This window comes from Gallicola sp. Sow4_E12, from assembly GCF_052116305.1.
Classification (GTDB): domain Bacteria; phylum Bacillota; class Clostridia; order Tissierellales; family Peptoniphilaceae; genus JBQKLI01.
Genome location: NZ_JBQKLI010000007.1, coordinates 92,634 through 115,690, shown reverse-complemented (window position 1 = coordinate 115,690; position 23,057 = coordinate 92,634). Strand labels below are relative to the sequence as shown.

The window sequence follows — 23,057 nt, the reverse complement described above, 5'->3', positions numbered from 1 at the left end:
TCCGTGAATTCTCTACGCTTTCTTTTAGCCATATTCAGATTCTCCTTAGTCTTATTGTTTTAATTTTATATGACCTTAAGAAATCTGTCCAACTAAGTGTAACCTATCCATAACAGATTAAAGGAAGATCAGGGATTGATGGTTTCTACCATAGATTGTGTTCATACTGTCTTACATCAGGTATTAGAATTGGCAGTGGATGACGAATATATAAGGTTTAATCCATCTGATAATGCTTTAAAGGAACTGAAAGTAGCTTATCGAAATGAATCTCCGAAGAAAAAAGCCATGACAATAGAAGAACAGATGCTATTTGAAGAATATTTATCTAATAGTGACGAATATAAAAAATGGTATCCAATATTCATTGTTATGCTTTGGACAGGTATGAGAGTTGGAGAAGTTACAGGATTGCAATGGGACGATCTAGATTTTGATAATGGTCTTATAAATGTAAATAGGACTTTGGTATATTATAGTAAAGGTAAAGGATTGAACAATAGATATGCTATTAATACACCGAAGACAGCATCAGGTAAGCGAAGTATTCCTATGGTTCAAAAAGTAAAAGATGCTTTTCTTATGGAAAGAGAGATACAAAAGACTTTTGGAATCGAATGTTGTGATTCAATCGATGGATTTAAAGACTTTGTATTTTTAAATAGATTCGGAAAGGTTCACAATAATGGAACACTTAATAAAGCTTTAAGAAGAATTGTTAGAGATTGCAATTTAAGTATAATGGATAAAAATAAATCGAACTCTAATGATATTCTATTAGTTCCACATTTAAGCAATCACATTTTCAGACACACCTTTACTACAAGTCTTAATGAACAAAATATAAATACAAAAGCAATGCAGTCTATTCTAGGTCATTCTGATATTGCTACAACAATGGATATATATGTAGATGCAACAGAAGATTTTAAGATAGAACAGATGGGAGAATTTGAAAAAGCGATGAAATTTATATTTTAGAATTTACGACAGCTTACGACAAATTTACGACAATTTGCTAGAAATCTATGGGCACTTATAGAGAGTTAGCAAATTGTCGTAAATAGAGAAGTACCAAAAAATAGACTTTTATAGAGATTTAGACAATTATCTAAAACAAAGGGGATTTTCCCTACTATGAAGCCTTTGGGAAGAGATCGACAAGAAGAAATTGAAGAGTAGAATGAAAAAAAGATATCCAAAGGATATCTTTTTTTTGTGTGTAAAGAAACTATAAAGAAAACTTATCAAAAAATAGAATTGAGTATTTTTTATTGATAGGATATTATTAATCTTAATACAAAAGGGATCTGTATAACTTTACAGGGTATTGAATGCGGATCCTCTATTAAAATAGGAAGGATAAGAAGAAGTGAATAAAAAGAGAACAAAGATATCAAAAATTTCAAAGATGCATTTCCTAAAGCTGTTGTTCAGATCAAGCTTATTTTTATTGGTCTTCGTCTTATATATTATGAATCGAGGACAAAATTCTGAAGGATTTATTCCTTTTATCAGCCGATATCCGCTGTTTACCTTCATTATATGGCTTGTTTTCGTTATAGAAATGCTCATTCGTTTTTTTCCTTCGAAGGTTGAAAGTCTTGGATGTCAAAAACAGTTTGACACCTTCTTTAAACAACGGAAAAAATCAGCAAAGCCTAAGATTCAGTCTAGAAAAAGAACGTTTTCTGTAGCTGTGTTCTGGATTCTTTTAAATTCTATTATAGCTATTCTTTACTATAACGAGATCATCGATGCAGGGATACTGATTCTTATCAGTCTATTCTATAGCGTAAGCGATATGATTTGTATCTTGTTTTTCTGCCCGTTTCAGACTTGGTTTATGAAAAATAAATGCTGCACAAGCTGCCGGATATATAATTGGGACTTTGCGATGATGTTTACTCCCCTTATTTTTATCAAGAGTTTTTATACTTGGAGTCTTTTTGCAATTGGTTTTATTCTTTTTTTAAGATGGGAAGTATCTATAAGGCGCTATCCAGAAAGATTTGCAGAAAATACCAATGCTGCACTATCCTGCGGATGCTGCGAAGAAAAATTATGTCATCACAAAGGGCAGCTGAGAGGTTTTTTAGAAAAAAACAAGAACCATCTTCAGCTTAAAGGCAATGTGGTTTTAAACAGTTCTACGCAAAATATAAAAGAAATCAAACATTCGATGCAGAATAAGGGACAATATAATCTGCACAGAAAAAATGAAATTAAATAGGAGAAAAGGATGCTTCAATTAAACAATATTTCTAAGCGATATAAAACTGGTGCACTAGTACAAACTGCATTGAAAGACATTCGGTTGAACTTTCGCAAAAATGAATTTGTAGCAATACTCGGGCCAAGCGGTTCCGGGAAAACAACATTACTGAATATTATAGGGGGCTTGGACCAGTACGACAGCGGCGAGATGACCATAAACGGAATCTCCACAAAAAATTATAAAGATAGAGATTGGGATTCCTACAGAAATCATTCTATCGGTTTTGTATTCCAAAGCTATAATCTCATCCCCCATCAATCTGTATTGAAAAATGTGGAGCTGGCTTTGACCATATCGGGAATTTCCAGAAAGGAAAGAAAAAAGAGAGCAAAGGAAGCGCTGGCTAAGGTGGGGCTAGAAGAACAGTCCCACAAAAAGCCGAATCAAATGTCCGGAGGTCAAATGCAGAGGGTTGCTATAGCGAGAGCTTTAGTAAACAATCCGGATATCCTTTTGGCAGATGAACCTACAGGGGCGTTGGATACAGAAACAAGTGTTGTGATAATGGATCTGCTCAAAGAAGTAGCAGAAGATCGGCTTGTAATTATGGTTACCCATAATCCGGAACTGGCAGAGAATTATGCCAATCGAATCATTAGACTTCGAGATGGAGAAGTTATCAGCGACAGCAATCCTTATAGTATAGAAGAGGAATTTTCACAGAAGAATTATGACAATATGGGAAAAGCCTCTATGTCGTTTTTAACCTCATTACTGCTTAGTTTTAATAATTTAAGGACAAAAAAAGGAAGAACTTTTTTGACTGCATTTGCTGGATCTATAGGGATCATAGGCATTGCTTTAATTCTTTCTTTATCAAGCGGCGTCAATACCTATATTTCCGACATCCAAAAAGAAACCATGACGTCCTATCCTATCACAATCGAAGAAGAAACAATAGATTTAACGGGTTTTATGGATCCAAATAATAGGATAGAATCCGAACCGGGTGGGAATCAAGACTTAACAATAATTCATTCCGACAGCGGGGATTTAAAAAGAATAAGCCAGCTGAGTACAAGTTTTACAGAAAATAATCTATCTTCCTTTAAAGAATATTTAGAAAGATCGGATAACCAATTAAAAGAGTTTATAGGGGAAAATGGAGTTCATTATTCCTATAATACTAATTTTAATATCTTCTCTAAAAACGACAGTGAAAATTATATTGATACAAGAAAGAATCACTTTATAGATGAAAAGGAAGAAGAAGCTACAGACATGCGAAGCAGAATGGAAGAGCAGATGACCTCTGCTTTCGAATCTGCAGGAGGAAGCAGCGGAAATCCGAATTCTACACCGAAAATTTTTGCGGAGATGCTTCCAGGAAGCAAAGAAGCTCTCATAAGTCCTGTAGTTACAGAGAGTTATGATTTGCTAGCCGGGCATTGGCCGAAAGAGTATCATGAGATTGTGCTGGTTCTTAACGGTTCAAACGAAGTTTCTACAGAAGCTCTTTATGCTTTAGGAATGATTTCTGAGGAAAATTATGAAGAAATAAAATCTTCTATGAATAAAGAGAATTACGAACCGAAAGAAATCGTTTTGAATTATGAAGAAGCTTTGGGGAAAGAGTATTCTTTAGTTTTAGCTGGTGATTATTATAGAGAAAATGAAAAGGGACATTATACTAAACTAGAAGACAGCGAAATAGATGAGGTTATAGATAACGGCGAGAAATTAAAAATATCTGGAGTTATCCGACCTGTCCCGGATGCAGCAAATGCAAATATAAACGGGGCCTGCGGATATACAAATGCTTTAACCCGCCATATTATACAAAAATCCAATGAAAAGGCTGTTGTCCAAGCACAATTAGAAAGTCCTGAACGAAATATAAAAAACGGTATTTTATTCGAACCGGACAGCGATGAAGAAAAGCTCCAAGAAGTTCAAAGATATATTGACGGTCTGGGTATTACAGAAAAAGCTGCCCTATGGGGAAATATTGCTTTGCAAAGCGGAAACCAAGAAAATATATCTGGGATGATGGGGGCGGAGGAAACCGTTCTTGCAGGAATGCTGGATGAATATATGGATAATCCAGATGAAGAAGTTCTTTTGAAAATCTATGAAGATAATATTGCAGGAGGCAGTTATCAAGACAATATGGAAGAATTTGGTTATGTAGATGAAAATATTCCTTCTTCCATAAGCATCTATACAGATAGTTTTGAAGATAAAGAAGGGATTACAGAGGGGATACAAACATACAATGAAAACGAGACAGAAGAAAATAGAATTGTATATACAGATTTTGTAGGTTTGATGACTTCCTCGATAACCAATATTATAAACGTAATATCCTATGTGCTAATAGCTTTTGTAGCTGTGTCCTTAATCGTTTCATCTATTATGATAGGCATCATAACGTATATCTCCGTTATGGAAAGAAGAAAAGAGATCGGGATATTAAGGGCGATCGGTGCTTCAAAGAAAAATATTTCTCAAGTTTTCAATGCTGAGACTTTTATTATCGGATTATTTTCCGGATTATTAGGTGTGGGGATTTCTCTCCTGCTGACAATTCCAATTAATAACGTAATTCATCAGCTGACAGATAATCCTGAGATAAATGCATATCTGCCGATACCGGCGGCAGTGCTTTTAATCCTTTTAAGTATTCTGCTGACTCTTGTAGGTGGTCTATTTCCTGCGAAAGCTGCAGCTAAGAAAGATCCTGTAAAGGCGCTCAGAACAGAATAAAAAATAACTTTGGCCCGTTTTTTACGGGTCTTTTCTTATAATGAAATTGTTGACAATTCTTAGAAATATCCATATAATAGAATCCTAAAACCAATAAAGCTGATAGGATATACTAGTTTAAAGAGGTGAAATATTTTGCTTTTATTTTTATATTAGTATAATAATAGTAAGAAAGGATGTGGTCGAATGGATTTTGCTTTTATTCAGCAATATATCCCTTTATATATAGAAGCTGCGAAATTGACACTGGCTATAGCAGGTATCGGTATTCTATTATCTGTTCTGATCGGTTTAATTTGTGCTTATGCTGGTTATTATAAAGTTCCTGTGTTAAGAAATATAGCAGCGGTTTATATCGAATTATCACGCAATACTCCTCTTTTAGTGCAGCTGTTCTTATTGTATTTCGGGCTGCCGAAAATCGGTATCAGTTTAAGTTCAACGGCCTGCGGGATAATAGGACTTAGTTTTCTAGGGGGCAGCTATATGGCGGAGAGTTTTCGAAGCGGGTTGGAATCTATCGATAAAGTTCAGATTTCTGCAGGAATGAGTGTGGGTCTCACACAAAATCAGATTATGAGATATATTATTTTTCCCCAGGCTTTATCTGTATCGATACCGGGAATTATTGCAAATATAATATTTTTAATTAAAGAGACGTCGGTATTCAGCGTGATTGCTTTGCCGGATTTAATGTATGTGGCGAAAGATTTAATCGGGCTGTATTATAAAACAGACGAGGCGCTGTTAATGCTTGTAATCACCTATTTAATTATACTTCTGCCAATCTCTTTATTTGCTTCATGGCTTGAAAGGAGGCTTCGTTATGCAGGATTTGGGTCTTAGAGTTCTCTTTTTAGGCAATAACTTCGCCCGTCTGATGGAAGGGTTAGGCGTAACTCTTAAGATATCGCTTATATCGATACTGCTTTCTATCTTTTTCGGGATTATACTGGGTATTATAATGACAAGAAAAAATAAAATCATAAGGTTTATAACCAAATTCTATTTGGAGTTTGTTCGAATTATGCCCCAGCTGGTTTTATTATTTATCGTATATTTTGGTTTTACAAGGTCGTTTGGAATCAATTTATCTGGCGAAGTATCTGCGATTATCGTTTTTACGGTATGGGGTACGGCAGAAATGGGAGATCTTGTAAGAGGTGCTGTAATTTCCATACCAAACCATCAAAGAGAGTCTGCGGAAGCGTTAGGATTAAGCAAGTCTTCCATATATCGATATATCATTGTACCCCAGACTCTTCAAAGGCTGATACCTTTAGCGATTAATCTGGCTACAAGAATGATTAAGACAACGTCTATCATCGTTTTAATCGGCGTAGTTGAGGTCATGAAGGTCGCACAGCAGATTATCGAAGCAAATCGATATACAGCACCGGATGCAGCTTTATGGATATACGGAGCGATCTTTTTTATCTATTTTCTGGTCTGCTGGCCGATATCAAGATTTGCGAAATATTTAGAACGACGCTGGAATTAGGAGAGTAGTATGACAGAGACATTATTAAGAATAGAGAATATCGTGAAAGATTATGGAAATGGTCCGATTTTAAAAGATCTTTCCCTAGACATTCACAAAGGAGAGGTTGTAGTGGTGATTGGCCCTTCCGGCTGCGGCAAAAGTACGCTTTTACGCTGTATTAACGGATTGGAAGAAATACAATCTGGTGAAATCTACTTGAGAGATCAGCTTTTAACCGATCCTAAAACAAAGTGGACTGAAGTTCGGCAAAAAATTGGAATGGTTTTTCAATCTTATGAATTATTTCCCCATATGACTATTATGGATAATATTTTATTAGGACCGATGAAAGCTCAGAAAAGAAAGAAGAAAGAGGTGTTGGAAAAGGCTGAAAAACTTCTAGATCGTGTAGGGCTCTTAGATCGGAAGGAGGATTATCCAAGACAATTATCAGGAGGACAAAAACAGCGTGTTGCTATTGTAAGAGCTTTGATTATGGATCCGGAAATTATGCTCTTTGATGAAGTTACAGCGGCTCTTGACCCGGAAATGGTTCGTGAAGTTCTAGATGTTATGCTGGAACTGGCAGAAGCTGGATCGACGATGATCATTGTAACTCATGAAATGCAGTTTGCAGAAGCAGTAGCAGACCGAATTGTATTTTTAGATCAGGGAGAAATTGTAGAAATGGCTAAACCTGAAGATTTCTTTCACCATACGAAAACAGACCGTGCAAAGAAATTTTTAAATACATTTACATTCCAAAAGGAGGAATTAAACAATGAAGAAAATATTTAAGATTGTTCTGGCATCTTTAGCAGTAGCAATACTTGCAGCAGGATGCGGATCTAACGGAGGCAGCAATGAACAAAACAACGAGGGCGGGAGCAATATTTATCGTTCCTTAGAGGATATTAAAAAAAGCGGTTCTATCAAAATAGGAGTCTTCAGCGATAAGAATCCATTTGGATATATCGATGAGACAGGCGCTTACAAAGGTTATGATGTAACATTTGCAGACCGTCTAGCCAAAGATTTGGGCGTAGAAGCAGAATATGTATCCACTGAGCCGGCAAACAGAGTAGAGTATCTTAAATCTGGGAAGGTCGACTTGATATTAGCGAACTTTACAGTCACAGAGGAAAGAAAAGAGGCTGTTGATTTTGCACTTCCATATATGAAGGTCTCTCTTGGAATCGTCTCTCCGGATAATGCTTTAATTACTTCTCCGGAACAGCTTAACGGGAAAAAGCTTATTGTAGCAAAAGGTACAACAGCGGAAACCTATTTTACACAAAATTATCCTGAAGTAGAGCTTGTAAAATTCGATCAATATACAGAGACATTCAATGCTCTTATAGACGGCAGAGGAGATGCCCTATCTACAGATAATACAGAAGTATTGGCATGGGCTCTTCAAAACGACGGGTTCTCAGTAGGGGTCGATTCATTAGGCGAAATTGATACCATCGCACCAGCTGTTGCAAAAGGAAATCAGGAATTATTAGACTGGATTAATAAAGAAATCAAAAAAATAGGAGAAGAACAGTTCTTCCATAAAAATTACGAAGAAAACTTAGCTCCTGTATATGGTGATACAGTAAGTCCCGACAGTATTGTTGTAGAAAGCGGAATAGTAGAATAAGCAAAGGGAAAGGCATAGATTTCATCTATGCCTTTTTTCTGTTTCTTTATAGTAGTTTTATAAAGGTATGAAATATGCTAAAATAAAGACATTAAATAGTCTTGAAATGTATTTTAAGGAGAACAGAAAACATGAAAATATTATTTTCACCCCCCGATATTACGCAGCGTGAGATAGATGAAGTAGTGGATACTTTAGAATCCGGTTGGATCACAACAGGTCCAAAAACGAAACTTCTTGAGAAACAATTAGCCGATTATGCCGGTGCCAAAAAATGTGTTTGTTTAAATTCAGCTACGGCAGGAATGGAAACTGCCCTTCGTTTATTAGATATCGGACCTGGCGATGAAGTGATTACATCAGCTTATACTTACAGCGCCTCAGCTTCAATTATTCATCATGTAGGAGCAAAAATCGTCTTAGCTGATATTGATGAAAATACTGGTCTTATCGACCCTCAAAAGATAGAAGAAGCGATAACCGATAAAACAAAAGCCGTTATCCCTGTAGATTTAGCCGGAATCCCTTGTGATTACGATGCAATATTTCGTGCAGTCGAGCGTAAAAGATTTTTATTTAAGCCAAAAGGGGAGATTCAGGAGAAATTAGGACGTCCTGCTGTCATTGCAGATGCGGCTCATTCACTAGGCGCCAAGTATAAAGACCGAAAAGTTGGTTCTATTGCAGATATTTCTGTATTTTCTTTCCACGCAGTTAAGAATTTTACAACAGGAGAAGGGGGAGCTCTTCTATGGACGGATTTAGGCGGGATGGATTCGGAAGAAATATATAAAACGATCCAATTGATCACCTTGCATGGACAAAATAAAGATGCTTTGGCAAAAACAAAATTAGGTTCTTGGGAATACGATATAAAATTATTAGGTTATAAATATAATATGCCAGATATTATGGCTGCGATAGGTCTTGCACAGTTTAAAAGATATCCAGAGCTTTTAAGAAGAAGACGGGAAATTATAAAGACTTATGAAGATGGTTTCGAGAATACGAAAATTAAGAACATAAAGCATGCAGGTGAAGATTTTAGAGGTTCAGGTCATCTTTTTATCACTCGAGTCGAAGGGATCGAAGAAGAGGAAAGAAATAGAATTATTGAGAAAATGGCAGAAGCAGGAATTGCGACAAATGTCCATTACAAACCTCTCCCTATGCATACAGCTTATAAAGAATTAGGTTTTGATATCAAAGATTATCCGAATGCTTACGCCTTTTATAAAAATGAAATTACTTTACCACTCCACACTTTATTGAAAGATAAGGAGATTGAATATATTATTGAAGAATTCAAGAAAGCGGTAGTATAAATGGAATCTCAAACAAATATAAAAGAGTTTAACAGAGAATTCGACAGGTATTTAGAAAAAAAACGCGGACAGCTTATTGTAAAGAGAATCATCGATATAGTGTTATCCATCATTGGGATAGTTGTTATGGCTATCCCAATGATTATTATTTCAATTGCGATTAAACTGAATTCAAAGGGTCCTGTTCTCTTTCGGCAGGAAAGAGTAGGAAAAGATTTTAAGCATTTTAAAATCAATAAATTCAGAACTATGGTTACGGATGCAGAGAAAAAAGGAATGCAGATTACAGTGGGAAAAGACAGCCGGATTACTTCAGTAGGAAATTTTTTAAGAAAATCAAAGTTGGACGAATTTCCTCAATTATTCAATGTTCTTTTTGGAGAAATGAGTTTTGTTGGACCAAGACCTGAAGTTCCTAAATATGTCGAGCTTTATGATGATTATCAGAAAAATGTTTTAAAAGTCAAACCTGGGATTACGGATCTGGCATCGATAGAATATAGAGACGAATCGACTGTTCTTGGGCAAAGCGAAGATCCTGAAAAAGCCTATATAGAAGAGGTTCTACCGACAAAATTAGAATTGAATATGAAGTATATTAAGAAAATGTCTGTCTTTTATGACTTTTATTTAATTATGAAAACGCTGCTTCGAATCGTATCCTTTGAACGGATTGACGAAAGATAATAGAAGTGTTAAAGTATTAACGTGTCAAGGAGGGTAAAATGATCCCATTAATGAATCTAAAAAAACAATATGCTTCTGTGGCAGAAGAAGCCGACAAAGCAGTACTGGATGTTTTACACAGCGCTCAGTACATCATGGGCCAAAATGTAAAAGAATTCGAAAAAGAATTTGCGAAATTTATCGACGTAAAAGAAGCGGTAAGTGTAGCAAATGGAACAGATGCTTTAATTTTAGCTTTAAAAGCCTTAGGCATAAAAGAAGGAGATGAAGTTATAACAACATCCTACACCTTTTTTGCCACGGCAGAGGCGATAGGATTTGTAGGTGCGAAACCCGTCTTTGTGGATGTGGATCTTGCTACCTATAATATGATTCCTGAAAAAATCGAAGAAAAAATTAATGAGAAAACAAAAGCAATTATAGCTGTACATATCTTTGGACAGCCCTGTCCTATGGATAAAGTTAATGAAATTGCAAAGAAACATAATGTATATGTTGTGGAAGATGCAGCACAAGCAGTGAATGCAAGCTATAAGGGCAAAAAAATCGGCACACTATCCGATATTGCTTGTTTTTCTTTCTTCCCAACAAAGAACCTGGGTTGTGCCGGAGACGGTGGAATGGTAGTTACAAACAACGAAGATCTAGCAGTTATCCTTCGTGCTTTAAGAGTTCACGGTTCGGGAGAGAATGGCCAGAAGGCTTATAATCTTTTAAACGACATCGATGAAGAAGTACAGGAAGATGCAGCAGATCAAACTGTCTATAATCCGCTGAAATATTATAATTATTTAATTGGTCATAATTCAAGACTCGATGAAATCCAAGCTTCGATTCTTCGTATAAAACTTCGAAAAATCGAAGACTGGACAAATAGAAGAATCGAAATGGCTAAAAGATACGATGAGGCCTTCAAAGATATGGACTTGGTTATCCCAGCTGTTCAAGAGCAGGGAAAACATGTCTATCATCTCTATATTCTGCAGTCTGAAAAAAGAGAAGAACTGACTGCCTTTTTAAGAGAAAAAGGGATTGCAACAGGAACCTATTATCCAGTTCCAATGCATCTGCAAAAGGTATTTAAAGACCTGGGCTATAAAGAAGGTGATCTTCCAAATGCCGAATATCTGTCTAAGAGAACATTTGCCATACCTCTATTTGCAGAATTAACGCAAGAAGAGCAGGATGAAATTATCGCTGCGATTAAGGAGTTTAAATAATGTCAGATTATTTTGTTCATGAATCTTCCTATGTTGATGAAGGTGCAGAAATTGGAGAGGGAACCAAAATATGGCATTTCAGCCATATTATGAAAGATTCAAAAATTGGAAAATCTTGTAATCTCGGTCAAAATGTTGTAATATCTCCCGGAGTTGTGTTGGGAGACCGATGCAAAGTACAAAACAATGTCTCCGTATACACAGGAGTTATCTGCGAAGAAGGCGTATTTTTAGGTCCTTCTTGTGTGTTTACAAATGTAATCAACCCTAGAAGTCTCATTGAAAAAAAGGACGAATATAAAAAGACCTTATTAAAAAAAGGTGCCTCTGTAGGGGCAAATGCAACGATTATATGTGGAAATACCATCGGAAGATTTTCGTTAATCGGTGCAGGAGCTGTAATTACAAAAGATGTAGGGGATTATGAGATTGTTGTAGGCAATCCTGCTCGAAAAATAGGTTATGCCTGCGAATGCGGCGAAACTTTAAAAAAAGAGCAGAATGAGTATAAATGCCGTAGTTGTGGTAAAATATATGTAACAGAAAATAATATCCTTAGGGAAAAGGAGTAAGTTAATGTCAAATATTAAAGAAGAATTATTAGGTAAAATCGAATCGAAAGAATTAGTAGTTGGAGTAGTTGGTTTAGGGTATGTAGGACTTCCATTAGCTGTTGAAAAAGCAAATGCAGGTTACCAAGTTATTGGTTTTGATGTATTGCCGGAAAAAGTTAAAATGGTGAACGAAGGCCATAACTATATCGGAGACGTTGTTGATGACGAACTTTCAGAATTAGTAGAAAAAGGATTATTGAGAGCCACTTCTGATTTTGCAGAAGTAGCAAGCTGCAACTTTATTGCAGTAGCTGTTCCTACTCCTTTAGATGAATATCAAATTCCGGATATCTCTTACGTACAGAAATCCACTGAAGATATTTCAAAACATTTGAAAAAAGGTTCTATCGTTGTATTAGAATCTACAACATATCCAGGAACGACTGAAGAATTGATCGCTCCCTTATTGGAAAAAGGTTCAGGATTAAAATGCGGGGAAGACTTCTTTGTAGCTTTCTCTCCAGAAAGAGTAGATCCAGGCAATAAAGAATATAAAACAAAAAATACTCCTAAAGTTGTAGGGGGAGTTGGCGAAGATGCAACAGAAGTTGCGGCAGCGTTATACAGAAATGTATTAGAAAGCGAAATCTTCACAGTTTCTTCTCCAAAGATTGCCGAGATGGAAAAAATCTTAGAAAACACTTACCGAAATGTAAATATCGGTTTAGTAAATGAATTTACTAAAATTGCTCATAAAATGGGCATCAATATGTGGGAAGTTGTAGACGCAGCTAAGACAAAACCTTACGGATTCCAAGCTTTCTATCCAGGTCCTGGAGTTGGAGGACACTGTATTCCTCTAGATCCATTCTATTTAACTTGGAAAGCAAAAGAATTTGATACTCATATGGAAATTATCGAAGCTTCTGGTACAATCAACGACTCTATGCCTGAGTGGGTAGTAGACCGTTCTATGAAAATTCTTTCTAAGAAATTTAAGAAAGCTTTAAATGGTGCAAAAGTACTTCTTCTAGGAATTGCATATAAAAAAGATATCGATGATATGAGAGACAGTCCTGCATTTATCGTATTAGAGCATTTCTTAGAAAATGGAGCAGAAGTAGACTACTATGATCCATTCAACCCTTCATTTAAGAACGAAGACGGATCTACTACAGAATCTATTAAAGAATTAACACCGGAAGTAGTTGCATCTTATGATTTAGTTGTAATTACGACAGATCATACACCAGTAGATTATCAAATGGTTGTGGACAATGCAGCGTTTGTATTTGATACTAAAAATGCAACGAAAGGCATTACAGAAAATAAAGAAAAAATCGAATTATTATAAAGCGGGGGAAGATAAATGGCGAAATTAAAATGTGCTATTATCGGCTGCGGCAGGATTTCTTATAAACATGTAGAAGCAATTGCCAACAATGACGATTATTTGGAATTGACAGCTGTATGCGACGTGATCGAAGAAAGAGCTGTGGAGAAAAAAAATCAATATTTAGAAAAATATCCAGATCGCGAGGTTGCCGTTTATACAGATTATCAAGAGATGATCGAAAAGGAAGATCTCGATATTGCAGCGATTGCCACAGAAAGCGGATATCATGGAGATATAGCGATTCATTGTTTGGAAAAAGACTTGCATGTTATGATCGAAAAACCGATGGCAATGACATTGGAAGAAATCGACGCTATAAACGATTTAGGCAGAAAGAAAAATTTGAAAGTAGCTGTTTGTCATCAGAATCGTTTCAACCCTCCGATACAAAAGCTTCACAAAGCAGTAGAAGAGGGTAAATTTGGAAATCTTATCAATGGAACAGCTCGTGTTCTATGGACAAGAGATCAGCATTATTATGACCTTGCACCTTGGAGAGGTACAAAAGCTTTGGACGGCGGAACGTTGATGAATCAGTGTATTCATAATCTGGATTTATTATTATGGATGATGAATAGCCCAGTCGTTTCTGTGAAAGCAGAGCGGGGAACATTTATGAGAAATATCGAAATGGAAGATTATGGTGTTGTTCTTATGAGATTCGAGAATGGAACGATAGGAACACTAGAAGGATCCGCAGTTGTATACCCTAAAAACTTGGAAGAAACATTAAGCATATTTGGTGAAACAGGTACAGCGGTAATCGGCGGTCTTGCAGTAAACGAAATTGAGACATGGAATTTCGAAGACCCTGAAGAAAAGATCGATGATCCTGTGAAAGACGAAATTGATAATGTGTATGGAAATGGTCATACGCCTCTATATAAAGACTATATTGAAGCGATCGTAGAAGACAGAGATCCATTGATCTCTGGAGAAGAAGGACGCAAGCCCGTTGAAGTCTTATTGAAAGCTTATGGTCAAACAGAATAATAAAAAATAACGCCTCTATATAGAGGTGTTATTTTTTTGCTTTAAAGTGCTGTGATTTATACATTGCGTAATTCTAAGAGGTTTATGTGCAATAGAAGAAGAATAGTTGTTATAAGAGCGAAATGAAGATTTCAAATAGGAGTTGAGAGAAAGGACTGTATTCTGAGGTTTAAGATATAAAATAAAAAAGTGTCTTTTTTTTGTAATAAATTAAGATGATAGAATGGTAACATATTGTTGAAATTTCTTAATGTTTAGTATCTACAATTAAACAATTACGGGGTATAATAAATATAAGATAACAATACTAATTAAAAAAAGTATTGTAAAAACAATTTCTATGATTAAGGAGGGAAGTCATGAAAAAATTATTAACCGCGGTACTTATTCTATCCATTATAACTGCGCCCCTTGGAAATTTAAGTTTGGCAGCAGAAAACAATGCAGCAAAAGAGGTTAAGATTCAGGAAAAGGTTTTACACATTGAAAAAGAAAAGAAAAAAGAAACAAAAGCAGGAAAATACGACAAGCTTCTCTCTAGAAAAAAAGAGTTGGAAGCTAAAAAAACACTTACAAAAGCGCAAAAACTAGAATTGGAAGAAATTATAAAAGAAATTAAAGCAATAGAAGCTAAAGAAAACAAGAAAGATACAAAAGAAGATAAAAAGAACACAAAAGAAAAAGATAATGCAGAAGAAAAAACAGAAGTAAAAAAGATAGAAGAAACAGAGAAAAAAATTGAAGAAAAGACAACTACAAAGAAAGAAGAAAAAGAAGCTCCTAAAAAAGCTGCTGCAAGAACAAAAAGAAATGCAGAACCAACAGCGGAAATAAAAGAAAAAACAAAGACAGAAGAAAAAATATATATAAAAGAAACACCTGCAAAAGCAGAAGAAACTACAGTAACTAAAAAAACAACAGAAGAAAAAGCAATCAAAAAAGAAACTCCACCCGCTGCAGAAATAAAAGAAACTCCAAAAATCGAAAAAACAAAAACAAAAAGAAGTACTGCAGCAGTTGAAGTTCCAAAAGATGAAGAAAAAACAGCAGAAGAGATCAAAGCAGAAAAACTTAAACGAATCAAAGAACTGGAAAATAAAAAAATTTTAACAGCTAAAGAAAAAGATGAACTAAAAAATCTATATACTGACTTAGGAATAAAGACAGCTGAAGAAATTAAAAAAGAGAAACAGGATCGTATAGCAGTACTGGAGAATAAAACGACTCTAACTACTGCAGAAAAAGAAGAATTAAAGAATCTATATAATGACTTAGGAATAAAGACTCCTGAAGAAATTAAGAAAGAGAAAAAGGATCGTATCGCAGTACTAGAAAACATAAAGACTTTGACGAATGCAGAAAAAGAAGAATTAAAGAATCTTTACAATGACTTGGGAATGAAGTCTCCAGAAGAGGTTCGAAAAGAAAAGCTTGCTCGTACGAAAGAATTAGAATTAATAAAGAACAGAACAAAAGAGCAGCAGGAAGAATTAAATAAGCTCTATAACGATTTAGGAATCAAAACAGCCGAAGAAACTAAAACAGAAAAACTAGCACGAGTAAAAGAGCTGGAATTAATAAAGACTAGAACAAAAGAACAGCAAAAAGAACTTGACAAACTCTATAACGATTTAGGAATCAAAACAGTCGAAGAAATTAAAACAGAAAAACTAGCGCGAATAAAAGAATTAGAAAACAAAAAAGTATTAACAGAGGATGAAGCAGAAGAATTAAAGCAGCTTTATCAAGATCTAAATCTAAAAACTCCAGAAGAGAGACGAAAAGAAAAAGAAGAACGCATAAAAGTACTAGAAAACAAAAAGACACTAACAGATAAAGAAAAAGATGAACTAAAACAGCTCTATAAAGATCTAGGAATCAAAACAAAAGAAGAGAAACGAAAAGAAAAAGAAGAACGCATAAAAGTACTAGAAAACAAAAAAACATTAACAAATAAAGAAAAAGGCGAACTAAAACAACTCTATAAAGATCTAGGAATCAAAACAAAAGAAGAGAAACGAAAAGAAAAAGAAGCTCGGATAAAAGTACTAGAAAACAAAAAAACATTAACAGATAAAGAAAAAGGCGAACTAAAACAACTCTATAAAGATCTAGGGATCAAAACAAAAGAAGAGATACAAAAAGAAAAACAAGCCCGCAGGAAAGAACTAGAAAACAAAAAAACATTAACAACAAAAGAACAAAATGAGTTGAAAGGACTTTATAAAGATCTAAGCATTGCACCGAAAGCACAGAGAAATTTCAATAATACATCTAGACTAAGCGGCTATAAAGAGATCCCTAAAACAGCAGCAGAAGTCCAAACAACTCCTTATCCATATATATTAATGGCAGTAATCGGCGGAATGTATCTGGTAATAAGGAAAAGAAAATAAAAGAGTTTATTAGCTGAAGTATAAAAAAACGGCTCCTCCATTTATGAGGACCGTTTTTTTGTGAAATATTATTTTAAATTTAATTTTTTCATCATTTCAAATAAGTCCAAGGCGGCTTTTTCTGCCCCTTTTCGTTCGAATCCTTTTATACCAAGCTGTGTACGAATTTCCCCTACATATATTTTTTTATCGTAGAGAATATCGAAGTATTGGTCGATTAATTCGCTGCAGCGTTCTTTGCATTGGTAAGGGCCGAAAGGATTTGCAAAGTATGATGTTGTCAACCCTTCTTCTGTAGTGGTTCCTTTTGCCATTCTTTTTCCGGCAGTAAAAACTTCCTTTGCTTCTTTCTTTGAATCAAAGAGATGTATAGAGGACTCGTTTTCATCAATTCGATCATAATTGTTCGCGTATAAGAACATATCGATATTATAGCCTTTTATAATCTCTTCGTAGGTTGCAATAGGAGTGATCAGCCGTGCATTGATTTTATCAGGATTCATAAAAATAGAGCGGTCAAGCTGCTTAAATGCATATCCTGCATCCAGATCATCTAAACGGACAAAAGCTCCTATTTCTGTACCCACACCGACCAATCTGTTTTCATCGTTTAGATAGCGGAAGGTACCCATATCATCGAATACTACAGTCATATCGGAAATGTAGTCTTCCGCAAGGCTTCTGAAAGCTTCAATACTTTCCGATTTGCCAGCTCCTGAATCTCCCATGATAACGACATTCGCACAGGAACCGTCTTGAGTTTTTATATGAACCATAGCACCGTGAATCGGAAGGTATCCCCTTCTCATTTGAAGAATATTATGAAGGGTTAATGTCATTTTTTTCATATAACCGAAATAGTCATGGTCTTCATGATGGGACACAAAACCTAAAACAATTTCATTTTCGCTGTCTATATAGTAACCGTTTGCTGCCTTCATATCCGGCTCATTTGCACCGAAGATAAGCATAAGATCAGGCTTTCTGCCGGCAATTTCAGTTTCTTTTGCCATTTGAAAAAGATTTGACAAGGATATGATATGAGTCATAAAGTCTCTATGGCCGAAGACAAAGGTCAAAAGATCTCCTACCCACATAGGATAGCAGAAAAAGTGATTTGGATTAATCCCTAAAGAGGGCATAGGGTTTGTTTTAACTTCTTCAAAGAAACCGTCTCTTTTATTTCTTTTAGGATAGGTGATAAAAGGTGTTTCAATGTATAGATCTTTTATAAAAGGAATATCCGTTAAACTTTCATAGCCTTCAGGAATAGGCCAGACGGTATCTTTTAAGACTAATCCTACATTCGTTCCGGCAGGAACTTGTCTGTAAACAGAAGGTGTTTCCATAATAAGATTAGCTGTGATTTTTCGATACATAGAAAGAATCAAATTGTCAAAATTCATTTTGGAATCCAAAAAACTGCTTTGTCCGATTCCCTTAGGTCCTTTTGTTTCATAGATCATGCCGTATCGTTCTAAATTTCTCCAATATGTATAGACATCTTCTACCAGACTATTAAATTCATTTCTTTTTTCATAGACATCCATATAAGCTCGGAAATGTTCGGAAATTTCTTTCGAAGAGAGTATCGTCAAAAGTTTTGCTAAAAGTATTAAATATTCTTCTGCATCATCAAAGTCCTTCACATAATTCTTAAGCAGATTATAATGTTTATCTTTGCTTTGGCTTGCCTTTTTGAAAAAATGTCTCAAAACGGATAGAAAAGCTTCCGATTCCAACACCTTTTCCTCTGTATCGCAGTAATTTATTGAAAAATTTATCATTGCTTTGTCGTTGCTTAATGACCATGCTTTTTTCATAGATGCCTCCTTTAGCTCTTTAACTTATTATATCACAGCAGGAACAAAAAAAATAAAGCCCTATAGGACTTTATTAAAAAGAGATGTTATTTAACATAATTTTCATCTAAATAGTCGATTATATCGCTAGATTCGTACATAGGTTTTCCATCGATAAATAAGCATGGAACCATACCTTGACCGCCTTTTTCTACTAACTCTTCTTCATTTTTTGGATCTTCTTGAATGTTTACGTACTCGATTTTATCGTCCAATTCGTGTTTTTCGATAAATCGAATTACTTTTTTACAATATGGACATGTTTCTTTATAAAATAATCTTAAATCTGCCATGATAGCCTCCTAAAATTTCGTCTAATTTTTCTTACAGTATAAAGATACCCAAAATTAGAAAGATATAACTTAAGTTTATTAAAAGCGTAAAATTGAAGAGGGATCTTAGGATATGATACAATTGTGTAATAACTTTATGAAAGAATGGTGAAAAAATGGTTCGAGAAAGTTCAAAATTCACAGATAAATTAGATTTTTTAAAGGCTTCAGAGAGGCTAGAGAGTGTTGCGAAGAAAACGAATATTATATACAGCGAAAAATTTTCGAAACTATATAACAATGAGGTTTATTTAAAACCCGAAAACCTCCAGAAGACCGGGGCTTTTAAAATAAGAGGGGCCTACAACAAGATATCAAAAATGAGTGAGGAAGATAAGGAGAAAGGTATTATCTCTGCATCCGCAGGCAATCATGCTCAAGGAGTTGCTTATTCTGCTAACAAACTAGGCGTAAAGGCGACTATTGTTATGCCGACAACAACTCCTCTTATCAAAGTAGAAGGAACGAAAAAGTACGGTGTTGAAGTGGTGCTTTATGGCGATGTTTACGACGAAGCCTATGGCCATGCTTTAAAACTTTCGGAGGAAAGGGGACTTGTTTTTGTCCATCCTTTTGAAGATATTGATGTTATTGAAGGACAAGGAACTATCGGATTGGAAATTCTTCAGCAGCTTCCCAGCTGCGATATTATTATTGTTCCTATAGGGGGCGGAGGACTGATTTCAGGTGTTGCAGTAGCTGCAAAAAGAATGAATCCGAATATAAAGATTATAGGAGCAGAGCCGGAAGGAGCAAGCTGCATGAAGCAGTCTCTTGAAAGCGGAGAAGTTGTTTGTTTAAATACAGTTTCTACCATTGCAGACGGAGTTGCTGTTAAGGAACCTGGAAAGATGACTTACGAAATCGTGAAAGACTATGTTGATGAAATTATTACCGTGTCTGATTATGAAACGATGGAAGCTTTTATCGAAATTATGGAAAGCCATAAGCTGATCGCAGAAAGTTCAGGAGCGCTTCCTCTTGCTGCAGCCCGTAAAATAAAAGAAAAAGGGAAGAAAGTATGCTGTATAGTAAGCGGCGGCAATATAGATATGGTGTCGATTTCTTCTATGGTTCAAAAAGGATTAGTCGCAAAGGGAAGGGTATTCGGCTTTTCAATTCTTCTTCCAGACCGCCCGGGAGAGCTCGTCAATGTTGCGAAAATACTTGCAGAGATGGGGGCGAACGTTATCGAAGTTCAGCATAATCAGTTTAGAACATTAGACCGTCTTCAAGATGTCGTTTTGGAAGTACATGCTGAAGCCAATGGTCATGATCATATTCATAAAATTATCGATTATTTTTATGAAAAAGGCTATCAAGTGAAGATGACATATTAGGAGATAGAATGAATTTAAGGGAATTGTTAGATAAAATCAACTATATAGAGGTTAAAGGAATACTAGATCGAGACATTTCAGATATTACCCATGATTCCAGAAAGGCAGAAAAGGGAACAGCTTTTGCTGCCATAAAGGGAGAAAACAGGGATGGCCATGATTTTATAAAAGGGCTCGTAGAAAAGGGGATAGATATTATTTTTCATCAGGAGGAGTTGAAAGCCTATCCTGATACAGCAACATTTATTAAGCTTGCAGACAGCAGAAAGTATATGGCTGATATTGCGGCTGTCTTAAATGGAAATCCCAGCGAGAAATTTGAGTTGTTTGGTGTAACTGGAACAAACGGAAAAACTTCCACTACCTATTTAATAGATCATCTTTTAACGTCTTATGGAAAAAAAGCAGCAACTATAGGAACAAACGGTGTTAATATTTTTGGAAAAAACGAAAAGATAGAAAACACAACACCAGAATCGCCGGAATTGCAGAAAATCTTTCGTCGTTTTGCTGAAGCCGGAGTAGAAACGGCTGTGATGGAAGTATCCTCTCATGCCTTAGAACTTTTTCGGGTGAGAAAAGCTGATTTTGATTATGGAGTGTTTACAAATCTCACTATGGAGCATTTAGATTTTCATGGGGATATGGAATCTTACTATCAAGCTAAAAAACAACTTTTCTATATGGTTCGCAAAAGTTCAGTGATAAATACCGATGATTCTTACGGCAGGAGATTATACGAGGAATTAAAAAAAGAAGGGGTAAAGGTCCATTCTTTTGGAAAAGAGGGAGATTATGCTATTACAGAACTAGAATTCAAGGATCAATTCTATTCTTTCAAGCTGAGACTTCCAGATAAAAGCATCCATGATATCGAAATCGATACTACAGCACTTTTTCATGTCTATAATACAGCGGGAGCTATTGCCATCTGTTGTGAAGCGGGCGTACCTGTGGACTTCTTAATTGCCTCTGCTAAAAAATTTAAGGGGGCAGAGGGAAGATTCGAGTATGTAGAAAATAGTCTAGGTTTTGATATTGTTATAGACTTTGCCCATACGCCGGATGCATTGAAAAATCTACTTGAGACTTCAAAGTCCCATAGCGGGAAAACAGTGATTGTTTTTGGAGTCAGCGGCGATCGGAGACAAGATATAAGAGAAGAAATGGGCAGGGTTGCAGGAAAGTATGCCGACTACTCTATAATAACAATGGACGATCCTAAAAAAGATACTGTAGAAAACATCAACCGGGATATAGCCAAAGGTCTGGTGTCGGTGTCTGGAAGATACGAATGTATAGAAGATCGGACAGAGGCAGTTAAAAGAGCAATTGATATGTGCGAACCCGGTGATCTGCTCTTTTTTGCTGGAAAAGGTCATGAACGGTTTATGAAAATAGGGGATAAGAAAATTCCTTTCGACGAAAGAGTGATTATACAAGAGTATTTAAAAAATAAATAGTCAATAAAAAAGGTCAATCATCGAGATTGGCCTTTTTTATTTATATAGATCAAAGGGTTCATATTTGGGAGGATGAACAAAACAAAAGATCTATATAAATATAATTATTGACTAGGTATATAATAGCACAATAAACTTTGTTAGTTGTTACATTAGAATGACAAAGAGGTTACAATCTAGTTACATTTCCCTTTGAAATAGAAGTTCTAGAGTCTTTGTTATAAAACAAAGACCAGCCAATCGGCTAGTCTTTGTTATAAAACAAAGACCAGCCAATCGGCTAGTCTTTGTTTTAAGAAGAATATTGAGAGCCCTCCAAGGACATTCATAAATTCTTATCTGTGAATATTGGTGTTCCACCATTAATATGTATGGTGGAGATGATGGGAGTCGAACCCATGTCCGAAAACAGATCCAAGGGAATTTCTCCGAGCGCAGTTTATTGATCAAGTTTCCCTTTGAATAAGTTCAACAAACAAATCTTATTCTCAGGTAGCTTCTTATACTCCAATAAGCTCGAAGCCCTTCTTATTGGGTTTCCCGCTAATTATGAAATCTCGAAATTGCTGCGGGGAGCAAAGTGAGATTAAAAGCTGCGACTAGGCAGCTAATGCAAAATTATCTTCTGCGTTTAAATTTAGTTGTCCTTTTTTAACGTTTGTAGACGAAAACGGCTCGCTATTCCAAATTCACTATCCCCGTCGAAACCAATGTCATCCCCGTACAGATTGTTCTATAACTATTATAGCAGAGTTAACGCTAAATCGCAAGGTTGAGCTTTTTACTTTATAAGGGTAGAATAAATACAGAAGAAAATTCTAGAATAAGAAAGAGGGATATCAATGAAAATAGCTATAGCATCCGATCATGGCGGATTTGATTTAAAAGATATTATTGTGGAGTATTTAAAAGAAAAAGGTTATGAAGTAACAGATTACGGTATTAGTGAAAATAAAAGAGTGGATTATCCTGATTATGCTGCATTAGTTGCAGATGGGATTAGTAAAGGAAAAGAAGAACTGGGAATCCTAATCTGCGGAACAGGCTTAGGAATGAGCATTGCAGCGAATAAAATTTCAGGAATCCGTGCAGCGTGTGTAAGCGATTCTTTTTCTGCAAAAATGGCAAGAGAGCATAATAATGCAAATATTCTTTGTTTCGGCGGAAGGGTAGTAGGCGACGAAGTTGCAAAAACTCTGGTAGATGCATTTTTAGAGGCGGAGTTTGCAGAGGGACGCCACAGCACTCGAGTAGACAAAATAATGAGTTTTGAAAAAGAATAGAATAAGATTTTAAGAAGGAGCCTAGCCTCCTTCTTTTTCTGTAAATCGGGTATTAGAAGAGGAGTTTGTGATGTCGCTTGTTCCTTTCATTTGT

The 23,057-nt window shown here is 35.6% G+C and carries 18 protein-coding genes, 1 other RNA gene and 1 pseudogene; 17 read left to right on the top strand and 3 right to left on the bottom strand.

Features of this window, described 5'->3' with window-relative positions; translation table 11 throughout:
• Positions 1-108: 108 nt before the first annotated feature.
• From ACTQ46_RS05475 to ACTQ46_RS05410, 14 genes and pseudogenes are all read left to right on the top strand, one after another.
• Positions 109-981, top strand: a pseudogene (locus ACTQ46_RS05475) (tyrosine-type recombinase/integrase); the annotation flags it as partial.
• 391 nt (positions 982-1,372) lie between these two features.
• The gene (locus tag ACTQ46_RS05470) at positions 1,373-2,233 is read left to right on the top strand and encodes a hypothetical protein (protein WP_441747912.1); all 861 of its coding nucleotides are present in this window, start codon (positions 1,373-1,375) and stop codon (positions 2,231-2,233) included.
• A 9-nt stretch (positions 2,234-2,242) separates the two neighbouring features.
• The gene (locus tag ACTQ46_RS05465; RefSeq protein WP_441747911.1) at positions 2,243-4,984 is read left to right on the top strand and encodes an ABC transporter ATP-binding protein/permease; all 2,742 of its coding nucleotides are present in this window, start codon (positions 2,243-2,245) and stop codon (positions 4,982-4,984) included.
• A gap of 186 nt (positions 4,985-5,170) precedes the next feature.
• On the top strand, positions 5,171-5,830 hold the full coding sequence (locus tag ACTQ46_RS05460) for an amino acid ABC transporter permease (protein ID WP_441747910.1): 660 nt from the start codon (positions 5,171-5,173) through the stop codon (positions 5,828-5,830).
• Positions 5,811-6,485 carry an amino acid ABC transporter permease gene (locus ACTQ46_RS05455; protein WP_441747909.1) on the top strand — a complete coding sequence of 225 codons (675 nt, stop codon included), beginning with the start codon at positions 5,811-5,813 and terminating at the stop codon, positions 6,483-6,485. The genes ACTQ46_RS05460 and ACTQ46_RS05455 overlap by 20 nt, the downstream gene beginning before the upstream one ends.
• 9 nt (positions 6,486-6,494) lie before the next feature.
• The gene (locus ACTQ46_RS05450) at positions 6,495-7,265 is read left to right on the top strand and encodes an amino acid ABC transporter ATP-binding protein (RefSeq protein ID WP_441747908.1); all 771 of its coding nucleotides are present in this window, start codon (positions 6,495-6,497) and stop codon (positions 7,263-7,265) included.
• A complete protein-coding gene (locus tag ACTQ46_RS05445) occupies positions 7,249-8,112 on the top strand; it encodes a cysteine ABC transporter substrate-binding protein (RefSeq protein WP_441747907.1) in 864 nt (287 codons plus the stop codon). The genes ACTQ46_RS05450 and ACTQ46_RS05445 overlap by 17 nt, the downstream gene beginning before the upstream one ends.
• 131 nt (positions 8,113-8,243) lie before the next feature.
• Positions 8,244-9,437 carry a DegT/DnrJ/EryC1/StrS family aminotransferase gene (locus tag ACTQ46_RS05440; RefSeq protein ID WP_441747906.1) on the top strand — a complete coding sequence of 398 codons (1,194 nt, stop codon included), beginning with the start codon at positions 8,244-8,246 and terminating at the stop codon, positions 9,435-9,437.
• The gene (locus ACTQ46_RS05435; protein ID WP_441747905.1) at positions 9,438-10,124 is read left to right on the top strand and encodes a sugar transferase; all 687 of its coding nucleotides are present in this window, start codon (positions 9,438-9,440) and stop codon (positions 10,122-10,124) included.
• Between the two features lie 38 nt (positions 10,125-10,162).
• Positions 10,163-11,344 carry a DegT/DnrJ/EryC1/StrS family aminotransferase gene (locus tag ACTQ46_RS05430; RefSeq protein ID WP_441747904.1) on the top strand — a complete coding sequence of 394 codons (1,182 nt, stop codon included), beginning with the start codon at positions 10,163-10,165 and terminating at the stop codon, positions 11,342-11,344.
• Complete coding sequence (locus tag ACTQ46_RS05425; RefSeq protein WP_441747903.1) at positions 11,344-11,916, top strand: DapH/DapD/GlmU-related protein; 573 nt, start codon at positions 11,344-11,346, stop codon at positions 11,914-11,916. The genes ACTQ46_RS05430 and ACTQ46_RS05425 overlap by 1 nt, the downstream gene beginning before the upstream one ends.
• A 4-nt stretch (positions 11,917-11,920) precedes the next feature.
• A complete protein-coding gene (locus ACTQ46_RS05420) occupies positions 11,921-13,252 on the top strand; it encodes a nucleotide sugar dehydrogenase (RefSeq protein ID WP_441747902.1) in 1,332 nt (443 codons plus the stop codon).
• Between the two features lie 15 nt (positions 13,253-13,267).
• On the top strand, positions 13,268-14,287 hold the full coding sequence (locus ACTQ46_RS05415; RefSeq protein ID WP_441747901.1) for a Gfo/Idh/MocA family protein: 1,020 nt from the start codon (positions 13,268-13,270) through the stop codon (positions 14,285-14,287).
• Between the two features lie 359 nt (positions 14,288-14,646).
• Positions 14,647-16,683 carry a hypothetical protein gene (locus ACTQ46_RS05410; protein ID WP_441747900.1) on the top strand — a complete coding sequence of 679 codons (2,037 nt, stop codon included), beginning with the start codon at positions 14,647-14,649 and terminating at the stop codon, positions 16,681-16,683.
• Positions 16,684-16,751: 68 nt separating this feature from the next.
• On the opposite strand, the gene ACTQ46_RS05405 is transcribed toward ACTQ46_RS05410, so the two are convergent.
• Complete coding sequence (locus ACTQ46_RS05405; protein ID WP_441747899.1) at positions 16,752-18,506, bottom strand: phosphoenolpyruvate carboxykinase; 1,755 nt, start codon at positions 18,504-18,506, stop codon at positions 16,752-16,754.
• An 86-nt stretch (positions 18,507-18,592) separates the two neighbouring features.
• Positions 18,593-18,838 (bottom strand): glutaredoxin family protein, encoded by a 246-nt coding sequence (locus ACTQ46_RS05400; RefSeq protein WP_441747898.1) that lies wholly within the window; start codon positions 18,836-18,838, stop codon positions 18,593-18,595.
• A gap of 155 nt (positions 18,839-18,993) precedes the next feature.
• Here ACTQ46_RS05400 and ilvA point away from each other — a divergent pair, with 155 nt between their 5' ends.
• Positions 18,994-20,217 carry a threonine ammonia-lyase gene (gene ilvA, locus ACTQ46_RS05395; protein WP_441747897.1) on the top strand — a complete coding sequence of 408 codons (1,224 nt, stop codon included), beginning with the start codon at positions 18,994-18,996 and terminating at the stop codon, positions 20,215-20,217.
• A gap of 8 nt (positions 20,218-20,225) precedes the next feature.
• The gene (locus ACTQ46_RS05390; RefSeq protein ID WP_441747896.1) at positions 20,226-21,680 is read left to right on the top strand and encodes a UDP-N-acetylmuramoyl-L-alanyl-D-glutamate--2,6-diaminopimelate ligase; all 1,455 of its coding nucleotides are present in this window, start codon (positions 20,226-20,228) and stop codon (positions 21,678-21,680) included.
• 372 nt (positions 21,681-22,052) lie between these two features.
• Here the strand turns inward: ACTQ46_RS05390 and ssrA are convergent.
• Positions 22,053-22,401: a transfer-messenger RNA gene (gene ssrA / locus ACTQ46_RS05385) on the bottom strand.
• A gap of 121 nt (positions 22,402-22,522) precedes the next feature.
• On the opposite strand from ssrA, the gene rpiB reads away from it, so the two are divergent.
• Positions 22,523-22,963, top strand: coding sequence for a ribose 5-phosphate isomerase B (gene rpiB / locus ACTQ46_RS05380; RefSeq protein ID WP_441747895.1), 441 nt, complete (start codon positions 22,523-22,525; stop codon positions 22,961-22,963).
• Positions 22,964-23,057: the final 94 nt, after the last annotated feature.

Bases quoted from the DNA above. Each gene is read 5' to 3' on its own strand.
- ACTQ46_RS05465 (WP_441747911.1), top strand. From the start codon at position 2,243: ATGCTTCAATTAAACAATATTTCTAAGCGATATAAAACTGGTGCACTA.
- ACTQ46_RS05460 (WP_441747910.1), top strand. From the start codon at position 5,171: ATGGATTTTGCTTTTATTCAGCAATATATCCCTTTATATATAGAAGCT.
- ACTQ46_RS05455 (WP_441747909.1), top strand. From the start codon at position 5,811: ATGCAGGATTTGGGTCTTAGAGTTCTCTTTTTAGGCAATAACTTCGCC.
- ACTQ46_RS05450 (WP_441747908.1), top strand. From the start codon at position 6,495: ATGACAGAGACATTATTAAGAATAGAGAATATCGTGAAAGATTATGGA.
- ACTQ46_RS05445 (WP_441747907.1), top strand. From the start codon at position 7,249: ATGAAGAAAATATTTAAGATTGTTCTGGCATCTTTAGCAGTAGCAATA.
- ACTQ46_RS05440 (WP_441747906.1), top strand. From the start codon at position 8,244: ATGAAAATATTATTTTCACCCCCCGATATTACGCAGCGTGAGATAGAT.
- ACTQ46_RS05435 (WP_441747905.1), top strand. From the start codon at position 9,438: ATGGAATCTCAAACAAATATAAAAGAGTTTAACAGAGAATTCGACAGG.
- ACTQ46_RS05430 (WP_441747904.1), top strand. From the start codon at position 10,163: ATGATCCCATTAATGAATCTAAAAAAACAATATGCTTCTGTGGCAGAA.
- ACTQ46_RS05425 (WP_441747903.1), top strand. From the start codon at position 11,344: ATGTCAGATTATTTTGTTCATGAATCTTCCTATGTTGATGAAGGTGCA.
- ACTQ46_RS05420 (WP_441747902.1), top strand. From the start codon at position 11,921: ATGTCAAATATTAAAGAAGAATTATTAGGTAAAATCGAATCGAAAGAA.
- ACTQ46_RS05415 (WP_441747901.1), top strand. From the start codon at position 13,268: ATGGCGAAATTAAAATGTGCTATTATCGGCTGCGGCAGGATTTCTTAT.
- ACTQ46_RS05410 (WP_441747900.1), top strand. From the start codon at position 14,647: ATGAAAAAATTATTAACCGCGGTACTTATTCTATCCATTATAACTGCG.
- ACTQ46_RS05405 (WP_441747899.1), bottom strand. From the start codon at position 18,506: ATGAAAAAAGCATGGTCATTAAGCAACGACAAAGCAATGATAAATTTT.
- ACTQ46_RS05400 (WP_441747898.1), bottom strand. From the start codon at position 18,838: ATGGCAGATTTAAGATTATTTTATAAAGAAACATGTCCATATTGTAAA.
- ilvA (WP_441747897.1), top strand. From the start codon at position 18,994: ATGGTTCGAGAAAGTTCAAAATTCACAGATAAATTAGATTTTTTAAAG.
- ACTQ46_RS05390 (WP_441747896.1), top strand. From the start codon at position 20,226: ATGAATTTAAGGGAATTGTTAGATAAAATCAACTATATAGAGGTTAAA.
- rpiB (WP_441747895.1), top strand. From the start codon at position 22,523: ATGAAAATAGCTATAGCATCCGATCATGGCGGATTTGATTTAAAAGAT.